The organism is Acidimicrobiales bacterium (assembly GCA_035533595.1).
Taxonomy (GTDB): Bacteria; Actinomycetota; Acidimicrobiia; order Acidimicrobiales; family Bog-793; genus DATLTN01.
Genome location: DATLTN010000065.1, coordinates 45,688 through 65,642 on the forward strand (window position 1 = coordinate 45,688; position 19,955 = coordinate 65,642).

Genomic DNA, 19,955 nt, shown 5'->3' on the forward strand with positions numbered 1-19,955 from the left:
TGGCGTCAGTCGTACTGCCCCTCGAGCTGCCAGGCGCCCTGCTCGAGGCTCAACAGCAGCGCCCTCCCGTCCTCGAGGAGGACCTGGATCCGGGCGCGGCGACGGTGGCGCGCCGCCTCCCACCAGTGCTCGTCAGCGGGCCACGGGCCGCTCCAGGCGACGACGGCGCACCCCACCCCCTCCTCGAGGAGCAGCGCCGGCGGGGCGGTGACGGCCCCCCGCCCGTTCACCGCCACGCTCCGGCCGGCGGCGTCGAGCACCCCGAGCGGGCGGCCGTCGAGGAGGGCCGGCGACGGCGGGGGGAGGCCACCCGGCCAGGGGGCGCCCGCGAGGCTCTCGCCGACGGCGAGGCCCTCCCCGAAGGGGACGAGTCGGACCCGCTCGCCCGGTCCACGGCCGCCGACGAGGACGGCGCGCAGCACCGCCTGCGGGCCGGCGATCCCCTGCAGGCGGGCGAAGGTCCTCCCCACCCTCTCCTCGTCGTGCACCGGCGTCCCCCACAGCTCGAAGGCGCGGCCCGAGTCCGCCGCGACCTCGAGGGCCTCCAGGCGGAGGCCCTCGATCCCGCGCCCCTCCCTCGCGCCCTCCTCCCCCTCCCCCCGCCCGAGGAGGAAGACCTCGAGCTGGAAGCGGAGGCGCTCGGCGACGAGCACGGCGGAGAAGGGGCCCTCGTGGCTCCAGCGGCGGACGACCCGCCCCCCGTCGGAGAGCTCGACCGCCACCTCGAGGAGGCTGCAGGCGAGGCCGCCCACCGAGAGGCGGTGGGCGAGCTCGGCGGCGAGCGCGCGCACGACGAAGGCCGCCTCGTCGACGCGGGTGATCGGCGGGTCGGGGGCCACCTCGACGACGAGCGCCTCCGTGAGGGCGCGCGGCGAAAGGGGGGTGACCTCCTCGCCGCGGGCGAGTGCCTGCAGGCGCCCCCCCTCCACCCCGAAGCGGGCGAGGACGTCGCGCTCACCGAGCCCCGCGAACTCGCCGAGGGTGTAGACGCCGAGGCGTCCGAGGAGGTCGGCGGTCGCCGGGTCGCCGAGCACCGCCACCGGGAAAGGGGAGAGGAAGGTCGCCGTCTCCCTGGAGGGGACGAGGGCGCCGGTGCGCGCCGCCAGCCCCGCCGCGAAAGCGCTGTCGGCCACCCCGACCCGGAAGGCCCCCGCCCCGAGCAGCGCCTCGAGCGCCTCGCCGACCCGTTCGGCGAAGGCCCCCTCTCCCCCGAAGTAGCGGGCCGGGCCGCGCGTCGGGAGTGCCGCCCAGCCGGGGCGACCGAGGGCGACCGGCGGCCCGAAGGCCTCGAGGGCGCGCACCACCGGCTCGAAGGCCCGCCGCTCGGCGGCCTCGTCACGCGCTCGTGCGACGAGGGCGGGGCAGCGGCTCTGGGCATCGCGGCGACGCTGTCCGCGCGCCACCCCGAAGCGGCGCGCCGCGGCCGAGGTGGCGAACACGCGCCCCTTCTCCATGACCGCCACGGCCTCGGCACCCTCCCCGAGGGCGACCACCGGCCAGTCCGGGCAGTGCACCACGAGGACGCGCGCCGGGCGCGCCGCGCCGCGGGGCGGGGGCGGCGGCGGGTCAGCCGAGCGAGAGCGCCGCGCCATCTCCGCCTCGGGAATCGGGCTCCTCGAAGACGATGCGCCCGTCGGCGGCGGGCAGCCAGAGCGCGCCGCTGCGGGCGGCGCCACCCCGGCGGCGGCGCGCCGCCACCTCGAGACGGCGGGCGGCGAGGCGGCCCTCCCCCGCCCCGAGGCCGACGAAGCTCCCCCCGGTCACCGTCAGGGTCAGGTCGCACCCCTCCGGCCAGGAAGGGGCGGAGCGCCGCTTGCGCCGCCGGGGGAGGAGGAGCAGCACCCCGCGGCGCTCCCGCGCGCGGGCGGTGAGGCGCCGCGCCTCGAGAGAGGGGAGCGGTCGCTGCAGGGTCGCGCAGACGACGTCGCACCCCTCGAGCAGGGTGCCGAGGAACATCGCCTCCCGCCCCCCCGCGTCGGGGACGAGCACGAGCCGCTCGAGGCAGACCCCGAGCTCGGCGGCAGCGGCGAGGCCGAGCTCGGGAAGGCCGAGGACCGCACACCACAACCCCTCGCTGCTCGCCGCGGCGAGGAGGGCGAGGGCGAGCGCCGTGCTCCCGGGGAAGGGGGAGTTCTCGATGAGCACCGTGCTCCCCCGCTGCAGGCCAGGGAGGGCGAGGAGGGCGGCGAGCGGGGGCAGGAGGGGGACGAAGCGCTCCCCGGCGAGCTGCGGCCCTTGATGGCGGAGGGCGAGGGCGCGCAGCTCCTCGCGCTGCTCGGTGCTCGCGCGGGGAAGGGGCGCCGCGGCCATGGGAAGACGACTGTAGCCAACTATCGAACACACGTTCGATAGTTGGCCCTCACCCGCGCCGCCGCGCTCACCGGGACCGCCGCGAGCGCGCCCTCCCTCCGCCGCGCCGGCGAGGCGAACCTCGGCGCCTAGCCCGCCACCTCGGCGAGCAGCTGCGGCCCGTCGTTCTTCACGTTCGAGACGTCGCTCGGGACGCGCCGGGCGGTGAGGAAGTCCTCGGGGGCGGGGGCGAGCAGCGCGGCCTGCTCGGCGGGGGTGAGGGGACGGCGCTCGAGCCAGCGCGAGAAGTCCTCGGGGGCGAGGAGCACGGGCATCCGTTCGTGCACCGGCGCCATCAGCGAGTTCGCCCGCGTGGTGATCACCGTGCAGGTGAGCAGCCAGGCCCCCTCGGGGTGGCGCCAGCGCTCCCAGAGGCCGGCGAGCGCGAGGAGCGGCCCCTCGCGGGGGGCGAAGTACCAGGGGAGGCGGGGGGCCCGCCCGCCGCCCTCGGGGCGCTGCCACTCGTAGAAGCCGTCGGCGGGCAGGAGGCAGCGGCGCTTCACGAAGGCGTCCCGGTAGGCCCGCGAGCTCATGAGCGTCTCGGCGCGCGCGTTGATCATCCGGTTCCCGACCGCGGGGCTCTCCGCCCAGGGGGGGACGAGGCCCCAACGGAACTGCTCGAGGCGTCGGGTCGTGCCGTCGGACTCGCAGGCGACCGCCGGAACGAGCTGGGTGGGTGCGACGTTGAAGCGTGGCTCAGCGGGCTCGACGACGCTGTGGTCGACCCCGAAGAACTCGACCAGCTCGTCGCTCGGCGTCGTGAGGACGTAGCGACCGCACACCGTGCAATTGAAGCGCGCCCGGCAATTGCCGTGCGCTAGGGGCGCCGCCCCGACCGTAGGACGAGCTTCACGACGAGGGCGACGATCGCCACGACGATGGCGAACTTCACGACGTAGCCGACGACGCTCACGAGCGACGACAGCACCACGAAGGCGACGACCGCGGCCACCGCGACTCCCGCGACCACAGCCACACCGTGCACCGGGCGCAGCCCTGAGGACCTTCCAGTCGGTCGGATCATGAGCCACCAGCCTCTCTTGTTGCACCGACCCTACCAACAGCACCTTTGTCGAACTGGACGGGCGCGGCGCGGCGCCGAGGGGCTCCGAGGTCAGGCCGGGAAGTGCGCGCCGTCCGGGGCGGGGGCGGTCGTGCCCTCCGCGGGGACGCTCTTCTGCTCGGCCGCGGGCGGGTCGCCCTCGGCGATGCCCTTCTTGAACTCGTGCGAGGCGCTGCCGAGGCCGCGTGCCAGCTGCGGCAGCTTCGCGCCGCCGAAGAGCAGCACCGCCGCCGCGACGACGACCACGATGAGACCGTCCGGACCAAGAATCATTGCCAGCATCTTTCCCTCCTCGGGTTGGCCTCCCGGCGCTGCCGAGAGGGTGATGACGTTCCTCGGTACCGCTACTTCGCCGGCTCGTAGGTGAGCTCGGTGATCCTCCCGCCCTCGATCGTCACCCTCTGCCCCGAGCCGGCGAGGGTGTAGGAGCCCTTGAGCAGCTCGGGGTAGACCGCCGCGTACCGCCGCTGCGAGCCGACCCGGCGCTCCCGCACCGCGCTGTGGGTGTGCGGGCGGGCGGGGTCGTCGGGGTTGAGGTCGATCTCGTCGCCGAACCGCTCGGCGGCGGCGTGCAGCACCAGGGCGCCGACGTCGCCGCCGATGTCGAGCACGACGCTCGCCACGGTGCTCGGCGCGAGCTCCGCCTCGGCCACGGCTCAGGCCGCCGGGGCCGCGGCGGCCGGCACGTCGTAGCCGCTGTGCGGCGTCCCGAGGTACGGGAAGGTCGCGAGCAGCGGGATCCCCGTGCCGCTCACCCCGTCGCTCACGGCGGAGATCGCCTTGTCGGGGGTGAAGCTCTTGTCGACGAGCGGGATCGTCGCCCCGGCGAGGGCGCGCAGCTCGATCGTCACCACGTCGTCGGCGACCCTGCGGCCGTTCGGGAAGCCGGCCACGTCGCCGCCGACGACCCCGAGCGCGTTGGGCGAGGACGCTGCCGGGATGGCGACGTTCAGCCGCAGCATGTCGGCCTCAGTCTTCCCGGTGAAGGTCGAGAAGGCCGGGGAGACGACGCCGGCGGGGATCCCCGTGAGGAAGATCGCCGCGAGGTCGGCGCGCGCCTTGGTGTAGGCCGCGAGGTTCGGGAAGGCGCCCGGGTACAAGACGTTGAGCAGCCCTGCGAGCTCGGGGTGGGCCGCGCCGGCGAGGAACTGGTGGTCGTCCTTGGGGGCCTGAGCGTTCCAGTAGTCCTTCTTCGACAGCGGCACCAGCACCTCGTTCACGAGCGGGTTGCCGAGGCGCGAGACCTGCACCCAGGGGCCGCTCTCGGCGCCTGCGCCGCCGCTCGAGCCGAGCACGCGGGCACGGCGGCGGCTGGCGGTCGTCCAGACGCCGATCGTGGCGTGGGGCGAGGTCGCGCTGGCGGGCATCCTGCCGCCCTCGGTGAGGTCCTCGATCGGCACCTGGAGGGCGATGCTGTGCACGTTCACCGAGGCGGTGGCGTTCACCCCCGCCGCGGCCTTGAGCGCCGGGAGGCCGAAGGTGGCGTGCAGGTTCTCGATCGGGCGCAGGTCGCCGAGGTCGAAGATCGAGCCGAGGTCGACGAAGAAGGCCTCCGCCCGCTGGCCGGCGAAGACCCGGCGCCCGCTCGGGAGGGGGTGCACGGCCTCGCTCGCGAGGAGCGGGTAGTTCGGCGTGGAGAGTGGCCCGATGTTGCAGGGCGGGCAGATGAGGTCCTTCGCCAGCCTCACCGTGCGCCCGTGCCGCGCGACGCGGGTGACGCTGTAGTACTGGCGGCGGTTCCAGTACTTGCTGGAGAGGGACTCGATCGGGCCGGTGTTGTAGAGGAAGGTCTCCGGGTCGGTGTTCTGGCTGTGGAACTCGAACTGGAAGGTGACCTCGGCGACGCCGTCGCCGTTGTTGTCGACGTGGAACTCGTAGAGGACGTCGTCGCCGAACTCGAAGAAGTTCGGTCCGGCGGCGGGCGCCTGCAGCGGGATGTAGTTGGCGATGATCGTCGCGGTGCCGGGCCTGTCCGGGCTGACGAACGCGTACAGGTCGGTGCTGTCGGCGACGGGGTCCTTGGCGATCTCGGGGGCTTCACGGTGTGACGACATGGCGAGTCCTCTCAGCGGGTCGCGCGCACGAGGCGTGCGGCGACGGTGCGGTCGTGGATGAGCACCTCGCGGGTGCCGACGAACAGGCTGATCGCCCCGCTCTGCGGGTCGACGACGTGGGCGATGATGCTGTCCCCCTCGTTCAGCTGCTCGGAGGCGAGCAGCTCGGGCTCGCTCGCCGTGCCCTTGCGTGGCGGGCCGGCGGTGACCGCGCTCGCGACGGCGGCGGGTGCCACCGCGGCCGCCCCGGCGATCGCGACGGCACCTCCCGCCTGCTTGAAGAACCTTCTCCTGCTGATGGATTCCAAGGGACCTCCAGGCGATCGGGCCGGCCGGTGCGGTCGGGCGCTCGGAGTGTCTACGGAGCCGCGACCGGCCGTGGATGCGCGAGCGGGACGGCCCGCGTTGACACCCCGGGGGAGGTTCCCTATTGGGGAGGCCCCGACCACGGTGCAGCTCGCCCGCCGCAGCTTCGAACAGCTCGCCCTCGGCGAGGGTGAGCGGGTCTATGTGCGCCGCGCGCACGCCGGCGTCCTCGAGGCGACCCCGGCCTGAGCGACGCGGCGCCGTCGAAGGCGGGTGAGCCGTCGGGCAATAGCCTGTCGCGTGTGCCGAGCGAGCAGCCAAGGACCTCCACCATCACAATGAGCGTGGAGGCGGTGGCGCTGAAGGGCGCGCGCGAGGCGCTGCTCTCGGCCGTGCGCGCCGGCCAGCTCGCCGCGACGGAGTTCCCGCGCCGCTACGCCGCGGCGGCCGACGAGTGGCTGGCGCAGCGCTTCGCGGAGGCGACCGGTGGAAAGGCCAAGGGCTTCGCCCTGCTCGCCGTCGGCGGCTACGGCCGCGGCGAGCTCTGCCCGGGGAGCGACCTCGACCTCCTCCTCCTCCACAAGGGGCGCCGCCGCACCGCGGCGGTCGCCGACCACCTCTGGTACGCGGTCTGGGACACCGGGATCGGGCTCGACCACAGCGTGCGCACCCGCGGCGAGGCGCTCACGATGGTGCGCTCGGACCTGAAGGTCGCCCTCGGCCTCCTCGACGCGCGCCTCGTCGCCGGCGACCGGGCGCTCGCCGAGAGCCTTCTCGGCGAGGCGAGGGCCCGCTACCGCAAGGAGTCGCGCGAGCTGCTCAGCGAGCTCGAGGAATCGGTCGGGGCCCGCCACAAGAGCTTCGGCGAGCTCGCCTTCCTCCTCGAGCCGGACCTCAAGCAGTCCGCCGGGGGGCTGCGCGACCTCGGCGCGCTGCGCGCCATCGCCGAGGCGATCCCCGCCCTCGCCCCGATGGCCAACTCGCCGGCGGTGCGCGACGCCGAGCAGACGATCCTCGCGGCGCGCGTCGCCCTCCAGTCGCGCACCGGCAACACCGGCGACCGCCTCCTCCTCCAGGAGCAGGACCAGGTCGCCGAGATCCTCGGCTTCGGCGACGCCGACCTCTTGATGGCCGCGGTCGCCGAGGCGGGCCGCACGGTGGCGGCGACCGCCTCGGAGGCCTGGCAGCGGGCGCGTGCGACGCTTGCTCCGACCGAGCCCGAGGAGCGGCCGATCGGCGACGACCTCCACCTCTCGAACGGCCAGGTCGCCCTCGATCCCGGCGCCGACCCCGGCATCGACCCGAGCCTCCTGCTGCGGGTCGCGCTCGCCGCCGCGCAGCGCCATGCGCTGATCGCCGAGGAGACCCTCGACCGCCTCGCCTCACGGGCGAGCGCGCCCCGCGAGCCCTGGAACCTCGCGACCCGCGAGTCCTTCCTCGCCCTCCTGCAGACCGGCGACGCGCTCGTCCCCGTCGTCGAGTCGCTCGACCAGCGCCGCCTCTTCGAGCTCCTCATCCCCGAGTGGTCGGCCGTGCGCAACAAGCCGCAGCGCAACGCCTACCACCGCTTCACCGTCGACCGTCACCTGCTCGAGGCCGTGGCGCGCGCCGCGGAGCACCTCGGCGAGGTCGACCGCCCCGACCTGCTCGTCCTCGGCGCCCTCCTGCACGACATCGGGAAGGGCTTCCCCGGGGACCACTCCGAGGTGGGCACGGAGGTCGCGGCCCGGATCTCGCGCCGCATCGGCCTCCCCGAGCCCGACGTGGAGACGATCGTCGACCTCGTCGCCTTCCACCTCGTGCTCCCGGAGTTCGCCACCCGCCGCGACCTCGAGGACCCCTCGACGGCCGCGGTCGTCGCCCGTCTCGTGAAGGACCAGCGCCGCCTCTCGCTCCTCGCCGCGCTCTGCCAGGCGGACGGCCAGGCGACGGGCACCGCCGCCTGGGGATCGTGGAAGGCCGAGCTCGTGCAGCGCCTCGTCGAGCGCGCCGGCGAGGTCCTCGACGGCAAGCCGATCCCCGTCGCCGCCGCGGTCGAGCCGACGCCGGCGCAACGCGAGCTGCTCGCCGCCGGGAAGCTCGCCGTCGAGGCCTCCGGCAAGCGGGTCACCGTCGTCGCCCCCGACCGCCCCGGCCTCCTCGCCGCGGTGACCGGCGTCCTCGCGCTGCACGGCTGCAACGTGCGACGCGCCACCGCCGGGAGCGGGAACGCCGAGATGGCGATCGACGTCTTCGACGTCGAGCCGGTCTTCGAGCGCCTCCCGGACTGGGCCAAGGTGGAGCGCGACCTCGCCGCCGCCCTCGACGGCCAGATGCCCCTCGCCGACGAGCTCGCCCGCCAGGAGGCCGCCTACGCCCGCGGCCGGCGCCCCTCCTCGGCGACCCCAGCCCAGCACCACGTGCTCATCGACAACGAGACCTCGGCGCTGGCGACGATCATCGAGGTGCGCGTCCCGGACCGCATCGGCCTCCTCCACCACATCGCCGAGGCCTTCGCCGAGCTCGAGGTCGACGTCGTGTCGGCCCTCGTCGACACGCTCGGCCACGAGGTGATCGACACCTTCTACGTCCGCGACACCGCGGGCGCGAAGCTCGAGTCGCCGGCGCGCACCGACGCCGTCGCCGCGGCGCTAGAGGCGGCGATCGGCGCGAGCCCGGGAGCGGCCCCCGCCTGATCGGGGCCGCGCCGCTCAGAGGAGCGAGATCGCGAAGGAGGCCCGGAACTCCTCCGCGGGCTGCAGCGCGACGACGCCCTCCCCGCTGCGGAAGGCGTCCGGCGGACAGGTCATCGGCTCGATCGCCACCGCGCTCCGCCGCTCGTTGCCGCTGAGCTGGTCGGCGCTGTAGAGCATCACGTGGCTGAAGGCGCCGTCGCCGCGCAGCGCGAGCCGCCGCGGCGCGCCGGCGACGGGGGTGAAGACAACGCTCCAGCGGCCGTCGGCACCGGCCGGGAGCGCTGCGTAGCAGTCGTCGAAGTGTGCCTCGCCGAGCGCCTCCTCACCGGAGAGCAGCGCGCCGTTCGCCGAGGAGGCGACGGCCTCGGAGCCGGTCGGCAGCCCGCGCTCGTCGAGCAGCAGGTGGCGCGCCGCGGGGAGCGCGACCGCCGCCGCCCCCGCGCCGCGCGGCGCCGCGAAGTAGGGGTGGAAGCCCACCCCGAAGGGGGCGGGGCGGCCGCTCTCGTTCGTCGCCACCACGGTCACCGCGAGCTCACGGTCGGTGAGGGAGTAGAGGACGACGAGGCGCAGGCGCCAGGGGTAGGCGGGCTGGGGCTGGAGGAGCGTCTCGAGGACGACCTCGGAGGCGCTGCGCAGCGCGGGGCGGAAGGAGCTCCAGCGCACGAGGCCGTGGATCGCGTTGTGGCGCTCCGGCTCGTTGAGCGGCGCGACGCCCTCGACGCCGTCAAAGGAGTAGCTGCCCTCCCCGAGGCGGTTCGGCCAGGGGGCGAGGACCTGCCCCCGGCCGTCGTGGCAGAGCTCGTGCTCAGCGAAGGAGAGGAGCACCTCCTCGCCGCCGAGCTCGAGGCTGCGCAGCGTCGCGCCGACCTCGGTCACAACGGCGCGGGCGGTCCCTGACTCGAGGAGGAACTGCTCGCCGGAGGGCGGGAGCACCGGCTCATGGTAACGAGCGGGGACGGGGCGGCCGCGGGCGTCCTTCCGTTTTCCTGTGAGGTTTGCTACAGTTTCATTACTAGCCACCGGCGGTTGGACGCTCCGAGCGTCACCGCAGCGCCCGGCGACGCCTCTTCTTGCGCCCGGACGCTTGCGTCCCGCCTCCGGTTCCCAACTGCCCCGAAAGGGAGCCGCCTTCCGCACACATCCCAGGGCCGTACCCGTCTGCACCTCGTAGGGGACAACGACACCCTGGCACGCCCGCCCTACCGGCGCCGCGCCGCGAGTCGCATGCAACGAGACGGGATGCCCGCATCTCCCACCCACCTGTCGAGCCCAAGGCTCAAGGAGGAAAGATGCGCAAGCACCCTCGCTTCGCACAGGCGACCTTCAGCGTCGTCATCGCCATCAGCACCCTCACCAGCTTCTTCGCCTCCGCCGCCTCTGCTGCGGGGAGGCGGATCCCGGCCGCGGCGATCCACGCCGTGACCCACCGGCACCACCTGCGCCACGCCCGCCGCAACCCGGCGGCGCTCCTTGCGGCCGAGCGCCGCGTCGCCCACCAGCGGGCCGTCGCCCACCGGGCGGCGCTGCACCGGGCAGCCGAGCGGCGCGCCGCCGAGCACCGCGCGGCAGCGCGCTGGGCGGCGGCACACCGGGCGGCGCTCCGCCTCAGCGCGGCGCGCCTCGCGGCCGCACGCCACGCCGCCGGCGCAGTCCGCCTCGCCCACGCCGAGATCCCCGCGGGGGGCGTCTGGCGGCAGCTCCGCTCCTGCGAGTCGGGCGGCAACTACCGCGAGGACAGCGGCAACGGCTACTACGGCGCCTACCAGTTCTCGCTCTCGACCTGGCGGGCGATGGGCGGCGCGGGGCTCCCCAACCAGGCTCCGTACACCGTCCAGGACACCCTCGCCGAGCGCCTGCAGGCGAACGGCGGGTGGCACTCCTGGCCCTCCTGCTCGGTGCAGCTCGGCCTCGGCTGACGGCGGCGAATTCAGGCCGCCGGTGCCTCCGGCCCGGTAGGGTTGGAGGGAACACCGGCGGACCTGAGGAGGCCGAAGTTGTTCGACGCAGCGCCCGAGTCGCCCTTCGAGCTCGCGCTCACCTTTGACGACGTCCTGCTCGTCCCCCAAGCCTCCGACGTGCTGCCGAACGAAGCCGACACGACGACCGCGCTCTGTGACCGCCTCTCGCTGAACATCCCCCTGCTCTCGGCAGCGATGGACACCGTCACCGAGGCCCGCCTCGCGGTGGCGATCGCCCGCCTCGGCGGCCTCGGCGTCATCCACCGCAACATGAGCGTCGAGCACCAGGCCGAAGAAGTGGACAAGGTGAAGCGCTCCGAGGCGGGGATGGTCCTCAACCCCGTGAAGATCCACCCCGAGCGGCCCGTCGCCGAGGCGCGCGAGCTGATGGCCCGCTTCCACATCTCCGGCGTCCCCGTCGTCGACGCGGACGACCACCTCGTCGGCATCATCACCAACCGTGACCTGCGCTTCCACGAGGACGCGAGCGCCGCGGTGCGCGAGGTGATGACCTCAGACGGCCTCGTCACCGCGCCGATCGGCACCGACCTCGTGCAGGCGCGGCGCCTGCTGCAGCGGGCGCGCGTCGAGAAGCTGCCGATCGTCGACGGCGAGGGGCGGCTGCGCGGCCTCATCACGGTGAAGGACATCACCAAGCAGGAGAACTTCCCCCAGGCGGCCAAGGACTCCGAGGGGCGGCTGCGGGTCGCGGCCGCCGTCGGCGTCGGCATCGACGGCCTCAGCCGCGCGAAGGCGCTGATCGACGCCGAGATCGACGTGATCTGCGTGGACACCGCGCACGGCCACTCCCGGCGGGTGATCGAGACCGTCGCGGAGCTGCGCGAGAACTGGCGGACCGGCGTGATCTTCGCCGGCAATGTAGCGACGCGCGAGGCGACGCGCGCCCTCGCGGAGGCCGGCGCCGACGTGGTGAAGGTCGGGATCGGACCCGGCGCGATCTGCACGACGCGCGTCGTCACCGGCATCGGGGTGCCGCAGTGGACGGCGATCCACGAGTGCGCGATCGAGGCGCGCGCGCACGGGGTGGGGATCATCGCCGACGGCGGCATCCGCTACTCGGGCGACATCGCGAAGGCGATCGGCGCGGGGGCGCACGCGGTGATGCTCGGCGGCCTCTTCGCCGGCGTCGACGAGAGCCCCGGCGAGATCACGATGATCGGCAACCAGCCGCGCAAGCGCTACCGCGGGATGGGGAGCATGGGGGCGATGTCCTCGCGCTCGTTCTCCAAGGACCGCTACTCCCAGGAGGACGTCGTCGAGGCCGAGAAGGTCGTCCCCGAGGGGGTCGAGGGCAACGTCCCCTACCGCGGCCCGCTCGGCGAGGTCGTCCATCAACTCGTCGGCGGCCTCCGCCAGGCGATGGGCTACAGCGGGACGCGGACCATCACCCAGCTGCGCGAGCGGGCCAAGTTCACGCGGGTGACCTCGATGGCCAACCGCGAGAGCCACCCGCACGACCTGCAGGGCGTGGTGGACGCGCCCAACTACTGGGCGAGCGAGCTGTGACCGCGCCGGCACCGGCCGGCGAGCTCCCCCCCGTCGCTGAGGGGGCCGATGCACATCTCCGCGAAGGTCGACTACGCGGTCCGCGCCCTCGTCTCGCTCGCGGCCGGCGACGGCACCGCCGTCTCGGGGCGGCGCTCGCCGCCGGCCAGCAGCTCCGGTGAAGTTCCTCGAGGGCATCCTCGCCGAGCTCCGACGCTCGGGGATCGTCGCCAGCCAGCGCGGCTCGGAGGGCGGCTACCGCCTCGCCCGCCCGGCCGGCGAGATCACCGTCGCCGACGTGATGCGGGCGATCGACGGCCCGCGCTCGCGGAGGTGCGCGGCGAGCGCCCCGAGCACACCGCCTACGAGGGCGCCGCCCGCTCGCTGCAGGACGTCTGGATCGCGGTGCGCGCCGCGCTGCGGGCGGTCCTCGAGCGTACGACGCTCGCCGAGATCGCGAGCGGGCACCTCCCCGCGCACGTCCGCCGCCTCGCCGCCGACCCCGCTGCCTTGGTCCCCCACTGAGCCGAGGCGGGCGCCCCGCGGCGGGTCAGCCGAGCGAGATGCTCTGCCAGGGGAAGCGCGAGTAGGGGTCGACGGGGATCCCCTTCACCGCCTTGGCGACGATGTTGTAGGGGCTCATCGCGGCGATGTCGTCCCAGGGCGCGAGGCCCGACAGCAGGCTGTTCAGCTTGAGGTAGCTGGCGCGCCGGGCGCTCGAGCCGTAGTCGGCGCGCCCCGTGCGGATGTACTGGTCGACGGCCGGACTGTTCATGCCGTTCTCGGTGAACGGGCTCGAGGAGTAGAACCACGGATAGACCATGTCGTCGGGATCCGGGAGCGCCGGCGAGGTCGTGAGCGCCGCCTGGTAGTTGAGGGTGTGCAGGTCGCTGAGGAGCACCGAGGGGGCGACGGGGCTGATCTGCGCGTCGATCCCGACCGACTGCCACTGGGCCTGCAACGCCTCGGCGAGCTGCAGCTGGGCGGGAGTGTCAGCAACGAGCATCGTGAAGCTCACACTGCCGAGCTTGGCGAGCAGGCTCGCCACCTGCCGCGGGTCGTAGGCGGGGTAGTTCTTCTCCGTGCCGCCCGAGTAGGCCCAGCTGGAGGGGGGGAAGACCCCCTCGATCGGCCGGAAGAGGTTGTGGTAGAGGGTGAGGTCGATCGTCTTCGCGTCGGTCGCCGCTGTCACCACCTGGCGGACGACGGGGTTGTCGAAGGGCGAGTGGGTGAAGGCGAAGTCAACGTGGGTGATCGAGGGGGCGCGGCCGCTCGTCACGACCAGCGCCGGGTCGTGCCTCGCCTCGAGGATGTCCGGCGCCGCGGCGGTGTCGGCCGAGGAGAGCCAGGCCTGCGCGGCGCCCGAGTGGAGCGTCGCGTAGGCGGCGCCGTCGGACTCGACCGCCTCGACGGTGATCTCGCCCAGCTTGGGGCGGCCGCCCCAGTAGCCGTCGAAGCGGGTGAAGTCGGCGACCGTGCCGGGGAGGCCGCCCGCATAGGCGAAGGGCCCGGTGCCGACGGGGTCCTCGGCGAAGTTCGCCCCCTCGCTCAGGTAGGCCGTCGGCGAGACCATGAGGGCACAAGGCTGGGTGGCGAGGAGAGCGAGGAGGCCCGCGTCGCGCGAGCTCAGGTGGAGGGCCACCTGGTAGGGGCCGCTCGCGACGACCTTGGAGACCACCTGCAGGTCGGGCTCGCACTGCGAGGCGACAGCGGGGCTCATCGACCGCTCGAGGTTCCAGACCACGGCCTGCGCGTCGAAGGGCGTCCCGTCCTGGAACTTCACGTTCCGGCGCAGGCTGATGGTGATCGTCCGCCCCCCGTCACCGATGCGGTAGCCGGTGGCGAGGGCGTTGGTGCGGATCGCGTTCGTCACCGGGTCGACATTGAACAGCGCGTCGTAGACCGGGAAGAGCGCCGCGGTCCCGGGGGCGAGGGCGGGGGCGAAGGGGTCCATCCCGACCCAGCTCCCGCCCGCCTGCACGGTGACGACCGTGAGGTGGCCCCCCGAGCGCCCGGCGCTCAGGTGGCCCCGCGGCCCGACCGTCAGGGCCGCGGCGCCCGAGGCGGCGCCGGCGGTGAGGGCGAGGAGCAGGCAGCAGAGGGCGGCCCCGCGCGCGGGTCGCCTCCGTCGCATCGGTTCCCCCCTCGTTCGCGACCGCGGTGGCGAACTGCGCCCGCCGACCGTCCCCCGGCCTGTGTTGACAAACTTTTGCGGCTTCGTCACCTAATCGCAGTATTACCCGGCCGCCCAGAGGGGTCAAGAACGCCCGCCGGCGCCGGCGAGGGCCACGCACGGTGGCGAGCCGCAGGCCAGGCCCCCCGGGGAGGCGGCCGTCACCCGGACCGGTCGGCGCGAGCTGGCGATAACGCGCATGCAGGCCGAGGCCGACGCGCACGGCGCGCACGGCCTCGTCGGCGTGCGCGCCGGGGTGTCGAACCATGTCTGGGGCGAGCACGCGACCGAGTTCCTCGCGCTCGGGACCGCGGTGCGCCGCATCGACGGGACCGTCTCGTCGGTCCCCGTCTCGCTCACGCTCCCGCTGCGCACCTGAGGACGGCACCCCGAGGCGATCGGGGCGCCGGCGCGCCTCAGCCCGGCGAGGCGGCGAGGAGCGGGCGCACCCGCTCGAGGAAGAGCGGCACGAACTCCGCCCAGTCGCCGACCACCCCGTAGTCGGCGGCCTCGAAGCCCGGCAGCTCGGGATCGGTGTTGACGAGGACGATCGTCCCCGCCTGACGGAGGCCGACGACGTGGTTGACCTTGCCGGCGACGGCGAGGCCGAGGACGAGCCGCGGGTGGAGGTGGATGCCGGTGAGGCCGACCTGGCGCGTCCGCGGCAGCCAGCCCTTGTCGGTCACCTTGCGGGTCGCGACGAGCTCGGCGCCGAGGGCGCGCCGGAGCTCCTCGACCTCCCCGTAGCGCTCGGGGTCCATCCCCGCCCCGATGCTGATCAGCACCTCGGCGGCGGGGAGAAGCTCGGACTCCCCGTCCCGACGGTGGTCGCGGTAGCTGACCCGCCCGGCAGGGGTGAGGAGCTCCTCGCGCACCACCGCCGCGGCGGCGCGCGGCACGAGGAGGGGCAGCGCCCCCGGGCGGACCGTCGCGCACTGCGTGCGCGTCGACGCGGTGATCGCCGCCTCGAGCTGGCCCCCGAAGGCCGGCTTCCAGGCGACGAGGCGGCCGCCGCGGATCTCGAGCGCGCTCGCGTCGCCGGTGAGGCCGGCGCCGAGACGCGCCGCGAGGCGCGAGCAGACCTCGCGACCCCACGAGGTCGAGGGGCCGAGGACGACCGGCACCTGCTCCGCCTCTGCGTAGGCGCAGAGCGCGTGCGCCACGTCCTCGGGGGCGAGCGGTCGGCCGTCCGCGCTGCGGTAGCAGATCACCTCGTCGGCGCCGTCGGCACCGAGCTCGCGGGCGTCGAAGTCGATCGCCCCGGCGGCGACGACCCGTCCGCCAAGGGCGCGCGCCACGAGGGCGGCCCCTCCGAGGAGCTCGCGCGCCCCTCGGTGGCGGCCGGGCTCGAGGGCGACGAGGACCGCGGGCGCACCGCCCGAGGGCTCCGGGACCGGCGTCCGGCTGAGGTGGTGGTCACCCTCGGTAAGGACGCCGCGCTCGAGCAGCGCGCCGACCAGCTCCTCCACCTGCTCGGCGAGGCTCCCCTCGAGGCGCCGGCCGAGGCGGGGGCTCTCGAGGAAGCGCACCTCGCCGACCTCGGTCGGGCTGCCCGCCTGCCCCCAGGGGCCGGGGCCGAGGTCGCCCGCGCTGCGGACCGCGACCTTCGCTGCGTCGACCGCGGCGCGTTCTGCGGGGTCGCGCTTCGCGGGGTAGGTGAGGCGCTCGGCGACCGAGACGACTGCGGGGAGGCTCACCTCGGCGCGCAGCAGGCCGTCGTCGCGCTCGCAGTCGAGGACCAGCCGCTCGCCGCGCAGCTCGATCTCGCGCGCCCCCGAGACGAAGGGCAGGCCGAGCAGCTCGGCGAGCTCGGGGGCGACCTGGCCGGTGTCGGCATCGACGGAGTAGAGGCCGGCGAGGACGAGGTCGAAGGGCCCCTCGGCGGTGAGCACCGCGGCGAGCGCCCGCGAGGTGGCGAGGGTGTCCGAGCCGGCGAAGGCGGGGTCGGTGATGAGCACCGCGTCGCTCGCGCCCGCGGCCACCGCCTCGCGCAGCGCGTCCTCGGCCGAGGGGGGCCCCAGCGTGACCACGAGCGAGCGCCCTCCCGCCCCCGCGGCGAACTCGATGCCCTTGGTGATCGCCCGCCGGCAGAAGGGGTTGATCTCGAGCTCGATGCCGCCGCGCTCGAGGCGGCCGTCGTGGCCGAGCTTCATCGGCTCGTTGTTGCCGTCGACCAGGGGGACCTGCTTGATGAGGACCGCGACGCGCAGCCCCGGGCCGCTCGCGGCCTCCGGACGCTCGGGCATGACGCCCCTTTCCCGGGACGCGCCGGATGACGCGGCCACGACGCCGTAGGGAGAGATCGCGACGTTTTTAGCACCGCCGCCGGCACCGCCGACAGTGCCGCCCGGGGTGCCGCCTAGAGCTGGAGGGCCTTCACCGGCGCGAGCACCGCCGCGGGGTTGCTCCAGTCGACGCCGGGGACGTCGATGTAGAGCTCGAGCTCGTTGCCGTCGGGGTCGAAGATGTAGAGGCTGTGGGTCACCGTGTGGTCCGAGGAGCCGACGACGTGCACCCCCTCGGCGACCAGCTGGTCGAGCGCGGCGCGCAGCTCGTCGTCGCTGTCGCCGACCTTCAGCCCGAAGTGGTACAGGCCGGCGCGGCGTCCGCTGCCGGGGTGGGGGGCGTCCTCGCCGACCTCGATGAGCAGCAGCTCGTGGTGGGTGCGGCCGCTCGTGAAGGCCTGCGCCCGCCAGCCGGCGCCCTCGTTCACGATCGGGGCGAAGCCGAGGACGTCTCGGTAGAAGTGGACCGAGCGCTCGAGGTTCTTCACGTACAAGACGATGTGCCCGAGCTCTTTGACCTGCATCACGCCACCTCTCTCACCGCTCTCCGGCGCGCGAGCTTACGGTCGGGACGCGGCGACGATGTCGAGGAAGCGCCGGTGCAGGCGCACCTCGCCGGAGAGCTCGGGGTGGAAGGCGGCGACGAGGACGTTGCGCTGCGCGCAGACCACCGGGCGGAGGCCGCCCACGGGCCCCTCGACGCGCGCCAGCACCTCGACGCCGCCGCCGACGGCCTCGACGAAGGGGGCGCGGATGAAGACGGCGTGCAGCGTGCCCGCCATCCCCGAGACCGAGAGGTCGGACTCGAAGGACTCCACCTGGCGGCCGAAGGCGTTGCGCCGCACGGTGATGTCGATCGCGCCGAGCGGCACCTGGTCCGCCCGCCCGTCGAGCACCGCGCGCGAGAGGAGGATCATCCCGGCGCAGGTCCCGAAGGCCGCCATCCCCGCCGCGAGGCGCGCCGCGAGCGGCTCGCGCAGCCCCGAGGAGTCGAGGAGCATCCCGAGGGTCGTCGACTCGCCGCCGGGGAGGACGAGGCCGCCGACGCGCTCCAGCTCGGCGGGGGTGCGCACCTCCACCACCTCCGCGCCGAGACCCTCGAGGAGGGCGCGGTGCTCGCGCACGTCGCCCTGCAGGGCGAGCACCCCGACGGGTGGGAGGTTGACCGGGAGGGCGCGCGGGGCGCCGCCGCTCACCAGCCCCGGTCTTGCAGGCGCAGCGGCAGGCCGGCGATCTCCGCGCCCGCCATCGGCTCCCCGAGGCCCGTCGACACCTTGGCGAGGATCTCGGGGTCCGCGTAGTGCGCCGTCGCCTCGACGATCGCCCGCGCCCGGCGCTCGGGCTCGGCGCTCTTGAAGATCCCCGAGCCGACGAAGACCGCCTCGGCCCCGAGCTGCATCACGAGGGCGGCGTCGGCGGGGGTGGCGAGGCCGCCCGCGCAGAACAGCGGCACGGGGAGCTTGCCGGTGGCGGCGACCTCCTCGATGAGGTCGATCGGCGCCTGCAGCTCCTTGGCCCAGCCGTAGCGCTCGGCGGAGTCGGCGGTCGCGATCTTCTTGATGTCGCCGAGGATCTGACGGAGGTGGCGGACGGCCTCGACGACGTTGCCGGTCCCGGCCTCGCCCTTGGAGCGGATCATCGCCGCCCCCTCCGAGATCCGCCGCAGCGCCTCTCCGAGGTTGGTGGCACCGCAGACGAAGGGGACCTGGAAGGCCCACTTGTCGATGTGGTGCGCCTCGTCGGCGGGGGTGAGGACCTCGCTCTCATCGACGTAGTCGACGCGCAGCGCCTGCAGGATCTGCGCCTCGGCGAAGTGGCCGATGCGCGCCTTGGCCATCACGGGGATGGTCACGGCCTCCTCGATGGCGGTGATCAGGGCGGGGTCGCTCATGCGCGCGACGCCGCCGTCGCGGCGGATGTCGGCGGGGACCCGCTCGAGGGCCATCACCGCGACGGCGCCGGCGTTCTCCGCGATCTTGGCCTGCTCGGCGGTGACCACGTCCATGATCACGCCGCCGCGGAGCATCTCCGCGAGTCCCCGCTTCACCCGCACCGTCGCCGTCGTGCGCGTGCCCTCACCGGTCGTCGAATCGCTCGTCATGGTGAGAAAACTACCTCGCCACCGCCATCACCCCGACCGCCGGCCGCTCCGCGGCGCGCGCGGCCGTGCCGGCGCGCCGCTGGCCCGGCAGGAGGAGCGTGAGCAGGGCACCGACGAAGACGACGCCGCTCCCGACAGCGACCGCCGGGATGAGGCCGGCGACGAAGGCCGTACCGCTCGCGTACGAGCCGGTGGCGGTGAAGATCGCCCCGAGGACCGAGACCCCGAAGACGCCGCCGAGCTCGCGCAGCGCGTTGTTCGTGCCCGAGGCGATGCCCTCCTGGTCGGGGCGGACCGAACCGAGGACGAGCGAGGCGACGGGGACGAAGAACAGCGCCATGCCGATCCCCGAGACGACGAAGGCGGGGACCACCTCGCCGTAGGGGGTGCCGGGCTGGAGGATCGCCGCGAACCAGGCGAGGCCGACGGCCTGCAGCGCGAGCCCCATGCCGACGAGCACCCGCGCACCCACCCGCTCGACGAGCAGGCCAGCGATCGGGGCGACGATCACCGGCATCCCCGTCCAGGGGAGGGTGCGGATGCCGGCGTCGAGCGGGCTGTAGTGCTGGACCGTCTGCAGGTACTGGGCGAGGAGGAAGATCGCACCGAACATCCCGAAGCTCATGAGCATCGCGACCACGTTGATCACCGAGAAGCTGCGCTTGCTGAACAGCTCGAGCTGCAGCATCGGCTCGGCCAACCGCCGCTCGAGCGCCACGAAGGTGCCGAGCAGCACGACGCCGCCGACGAAGGAGGCGAGCACCTCGCTGCTCCCCCAGCCGACCGTGCCGCCGCGCACGAGGCCGAGGACGATGCCGAACAGTCCGGCGCTCGCGAGCGCGATGCCGCGCAGGTCGAGGCGGCGGGGGGCGCCGTGGGACTCCCCGAGGCCGAAGCGCGCGGCCGGGATGAGGGCGAGACCGATCGGGACGTTCAGCCAGAAGATGAACTGCCACGAGAGCCCCTCGACGACCGCGCCGCCGACGAGCGGGCCGATCGCCACCGCGAGGCCGGAGAGCGCGCCCCAGATGCCGAGCGCCAGGTTCCTGCGCGCTGCGGGCACCGAGGCGCTGAGGAGGGTGAGCGAGAGCGGCACGATGAGCGCGCCACCGGCGCCCTGCAGGGCGCGCGCCGCGATCAGCACGGAGATGTTCGGCGCCAGCGCCGAAACAGCCGAGGCCCCGGTGAACAGCGCCAGGCCGGCGATGAACATCCGGCGCCGCCCGAAGCGGTCGCCGAGGGCGGCGCCGCCGAGGAGGAGGACCGCGAACGACAGGGTGTAGGCGTTCACCGTCCACTCGAGGCCGGCGAAGCCGGTGTGCAGGTGGCGGCGGATGACGGGAAGCGCCATCGTCACCACGAGGTTGTCGAGCGCCGCCATGAACTGCGCCGCGCCGGTGACCACCGTCGCCCGGACCGGGTGGCCATGCGCTCCGGCGGCGCGCGCTGGCGCCCCGAGGGTCATCGTCTCTGCCATCGCCTGCT

20 protein-coding genes are annotated in these 19,955 nt (G+C 74.4%); 5 read left to right on the forward strand and 15 right to left on the reverse strand.

Going from position 1 to position 19,955, the window contains the following annotated elements; translation table 11 throughout:
- Window positions 1-5: 5 nt before the first annotated feature.
- From VNF07_12520 to VNF07_12555, 8 genes are all read right to left on the reverse strand, one after another.
- The gene (locus VNF07_12520) at window positions 6-1,592 is read right to left on the reverse strand and encodes a DNA polymerase Y family protein (protein ID HVB07061.1); all 1,587 of its coding nucleotides are present in this window, start codon (window positions 1,590-1,592) and stop codon (window positions 6-8) included.
- Entirely contained in the window at window positions 1,567-2,310 is a 744-nt protein-coding gene (locus VNF07_12525; protein ID HVB07062.1) for a hypothetical protein, read from the reverse strand. Before VNF07_12525 ends, VNF07_12520 begins: the two co-directional genes overlap by 26 nt.
- Window positions 2,311-2,438: 128 nt before the next feature.
- A complete protein-coding gene (locus tag VNF07_12530; protein ID HVB07063.1) occupies window positions 2,439-3,131 on the reverse strand; it encodes an SOS response-associated peptidase in 693 nt (230 codons plus the stop codon).
- 35 nt (window positions 3,132-3,166) lie between these two features.
- On the reverse strand, window positions 3,167-3,334 hold the full coding sequence (locus VNF07_12535; protein HVB07064.1) for a hypothetical protein: 168 nt from the start codon (window positions 3,332-3,334) through the stop codon (window positions 3,167-3,169).
- Between the two features lie 129 nt (window positions 3,335-3,463).
- The gene (locus VNF07_12540) at window positions 3,464-3,694 is read right to left on the reverse strand and encodes a twin-arginine translocase TatA/TatE family subunit (GenBank protein ID HVB07065.1); all 231 of its coding nucleotides are present in this window, start codon (window positions 3,692-3,694) and stop codon (window positions 3,464-3,466) included.
- Window positions 3,695-3,756: 62 nt separating this feature from the next.
- Window positions 3,757-4,065, reverse strand: a complete 309-nt coding sequence (locus tag VNF07_12545) for a hypothetical protein (GenBank protein ID HVB07066.1) — start codon at window positions 4,063-4,065, stop codon at window positions 3,757-3,759.
- 3 nt (window positions 4,066-4,068) lie between these two features.
- Complete coding sequence (locus tag VNF07_12550; GenBank protein HVB07067.1) at window positions 4,069-5,466, reverse strand: DUF4331 domain-containing protein; 1,398 nt, start codon at window positions 5,464-5,466, stop codon at window positions 4,069-4,071.
- Between the two features lie 11 nt (window positions 5,467-5,477).
- Entirely contained in the window at window positions 5,478-5,774 is a 297-nt protein-coding gene (locus VNF07_12555; protein HVB07068.1) for a hypothetical protein, read from the reverse strand.
- 300 nt (window positions 5,775-6,074) lie between these two features.
- Between VNF07_12555 and VNF07_12560 the strand changes: the two genes are divergently transcribed.
- A complete protein-coding gene (locus tag VNF07_12560; GenBank protein ID HVB07069.1) occupies window positions 6,075-8,447 on the forward strand; it encodes a [protein-PII] uridylyltransferase in 2,373 nt (790 codons plus the stop codon).
- Window positions 8,448-8,462: 15 nt separating this feature from the next.
- On the opposite strand, the gene VNF07_12565 is transcribed toward VNF07_12560, so the two are convergent.
- A complete protein-coding gene (locus tag VNF07_12565; GenBank protein ID HVB07070.1) occupies window positions 8,463-9,380 on the reverse strand; it encodes an aldose 1-epimerase family protein in 918 nt (305 codons plus the stop codon).
- 356 nt (window positions 9,381-9,736) lie between these two features.
- Between VNF07_12565 and VNF07_12570 the strand changes: the two genes are divergently transcribed.
- The 3 genes from VNF07_12570 (at window position 9,737) to VNF07_12580 (ending at window position 12,436) form a co-directional block, all read left to right on the forward strand.
- Complete coding sequence (locus VNF07_12570; protein ID HVB07071.1) at window positions 9,737-10,363, forward strand: transglycosylase family protein; 627 nt, start codon at window positions 9,737-9,739, stop codon at window positions 10,361-10,363.
- A gap of 78 nt (window positions 10,364-10,441) precedes the next feature.
- Complete coding sequence (guaB, locus tag VNF07_12575; GenBank protein ID HVB07072.1) at window positions 10,442-11,932, forward strand: IMP dehydrogenase; 1,491 nt, start codon at window positions 10,442-10,444, stop codon at window positions 11,930-11,932.
- Window positions 11,933-12,244: 312 nt separating this feature from the next.
- The gene (locus VNF07_12580; protein ID HVB07073.1) at window positions 12,245-12,436 is read left to right on the forward strand and encodes a hypothetical protein; all 192 of its coding nucleotides are present in this window, start codon (window positions 12,245-12,247) and stop codon (window positions 12,434-12,436) included.
- Window positions 12,437-12,461: 25 nt separating this feature from the next.
- Here VNF07_12580 and VNF07_12585 read toward each other — a convergent pair whose 3' ends face one another.
- On the reverse strand, window positions 12,462-14,045 hold the full coding sequence (locus tag VNF07_12585; protein HVB07074.1) for an ABC transporter substrate-binding protein: 1,584 nt from the start codon (window positions 14,043-14,045) through the stop codon (window positions 12,462-12,464).
- 223 nt (window positions 14,046-14,268) lie between these two features.
- On the opposite strand from VNF07_12585, the gene VNF07_12590 reads away from it, so the two are divergent.
- The gene (locus VNF07_12590) at window positions 14,269-14,463 is read left to right on the forward strand and encodes a heavy metal-binding domain-containing protein (protein ID HVB07075.1); all 195 of its coding nucleotides are present in this window, start codon (window positions 14,269-14,271) and stop codon (window positions 14,461-14,463) included.
- A 37-nt stretch (window positions 14,464-14,500) separates the two neighbouring features.
- Here VNF07_12590 and VNF07_12595 read toward each other — a convergent pair whose 3' ends face one another.
- The 5 genes from VNF07_12595 to VNF07_12615 form a co-directional block, all read right to left on the reverse strand.
- Window positions 14,501-16,330 (reverse strand): FAD-binding protein, encoded by a 1,830-nt coding sequence (locus tag VNF07_12595; protein ID HVB07076.1) that lies wholly within the window; start codon window positions 16,328-16,330, stop codon window positions 14,501-14,503.
- A 113-nt stretch (window positions 16,331-16,443) separates the two neighbouring features.
- Entirely contained in the window at window positions 16,444-16,893 is a 450-nt protein-coding gene (locus VNF07_12600; GenBank protein HVB07077.1) for a VOC family protein, read from the reverse strand.
- A gap of 36 nt (window positions 16,894-16,929) precedes the next feature.
- The gene (pdxT, locus tag VNF07_12605; protein HVB07078.1) at window positions 16,930-17,565 is read right to left on the reverse strand and encodes a pyridoxal 5'-phosphate synthase glutaminase subunit PdxT; all 636 of its coding nucleotides are present in this window, start codon (window positions 17,563-17,565) and stop codon (window positions 16,930-16,932) included.
- The gene (pdxS, locus tag VNF07_12610; protein ID HVB07079.1) at window positions 17,562-18,470 is read right to left on the reverse strand and encodes a pyridoxal 5'-phosphate synthase lyase subunit PdxS; all 909 of its coding nucleotides are present in this window, start codon (window positions 18,468-18,470) and stop codon (window positions 17,562-17,564) included. Before pdxS ends, pdxT begins: the two co-directional genes overlap by 4 nt.
- Before the next feature lie 10 nt (window positions 18,471-18,480).
- Window positions 18,481-19,947, reverse strand: a complete 1,467-nt coding sequence (locus tag VNF07_12615) for a DHA2 family efflux MFS transporter permease subunit (GenBank protein HVB07080.1) — start codon at window positions 19,945-19,947, stop codon at window positions 18,481-18,483.
- Between the last annotated feature and the right edge of the window lie 8 nt (window positions 19,948-19,955).

Bases quoted from the DNA above. Each gene is read 5' to 3' on its own strand.
- VNF07_12520 (HVB07061.1), bottom strand. From the start codon at position 1,592: ATGGCGCGGCGCTCTCGCTCGGCTGACCCGCCGCCGCCCCCGCCCCGC.
- VNF07_12525 (HVB07062.1), bottom strand. From the start codon at position 2,310: ATGGCCGCGGCGCCCCTTCCCCGCGCGAGCACCGAGCAGCGCGAGGAG.
- VNF07_12540 (HVB07065.1), bottom strand. From the start codon at position 3,694: ATGCTGGCAATGATTCTTGGTCCGGACGGTCTCATCGTGGTCGTCGTC.
- VNF07_12550 (HVB07067.1), bottom strand. From the start codon at position 5,466: ATGTCGTCACACCGTGAAGCCCCCGAGATCGCCAAGGACCCCGTCGCC.
- VNF07_12570 (HVB07071.1), top strand. From the start codon at position 9,737: ATGCGCAAGCACCCTCGCTTCGCACAGGCGACCTTCAGCGTCGTCATC.
- VNF07_12585 (HVB07074.1), bottom strand. From the start codon at position 14,045: ATGCGACGGAGGCGACCCGCGCGCGGGGCCGCCCTCTGCTGCCTGCTC.
- VNF07_12595 (HVB07076.1), bottom strand. From the start codon at position 16,330: ATGCCCGAGCGTCCGGAGGCCGCGAGCGGCCCGGGGCTGCGCGTCGCG.
- VNF07_12600 (HVB07077.1), bottom strand. From the start codon at position 16,893: ATGCAGGTCAAAGAGCTCGGGCACATCGTCTTGTACGTGAAGAACCTC.
- pdxS (HVB07079.1), bottom strand. From the start codon at position 18,470: ATGACGAGCGATTCGACGACCGGTGAGGGCACGCGCACGACGGCGACG.
- VNF07_12615 (HVB07080.1), bottom strand. From the start codon at position 19,947: ATGGCAGAGACGATGACCCTCGGGGCGCCAGCGCGCGCCGCCGGAGCG.